This window comes from Ensifer sp. ENS02 (genome assembly GCF_014851885.1).
Classification (GTDB): domain Bacteria; phylum Pseudomonadota; class Alphaproteobacteria; order Rhizobiales; family Rhizobiaceae; genus Ensifer; species Ensifer adhaerens.
The window spans coordinates 1-267 of sequence record NZ_JACVAO010000093.1 but is presented as its reverse complement, the minus strand read 5'-3'; the positions used below and the strand labels follow the sequence as shown (position 1 = coordinate 267).

At 65.5% G+C, this 267-nt stretch carries 1 protein-coding gene; it reads right to left on the bottom strand.

Annotation, left to right across the window (positions count from 1 at the left end):
• A partial coding sequence (locus IB262_RS35585) for an aldehyde dehydrogenase family protein (protein WP_192494597.1) occupies window positions 1–267 on the bottom strand: 267 nt, incomplete at both ends.

Here is a 267-nt window from a genome sequence, read left to right as displayed (position 1 = left end):
ATTTGCGATTGTGTTCGACGGAGGCGAGCGCCACGCGTTTGCCCGTGCCGGTCGAGCCGGTGAAGGTGATGGCGTGAATGTCGGGGCTGTCGAGCATCGCCTGGCCGACGACCGAGCCCTTGCCCATGACGAGGTTCAAGACGCCCTTCGGCAGGCCGGCGCGGTTAAGAATGTCGACGATGGCCCAGGAACTGCCGGGCACCAGTTCGGCCGGCTTGAAGACGACGGTGTTGCCGTAGCAGAGTGCCGGCGCGATCTTCCAGGCGG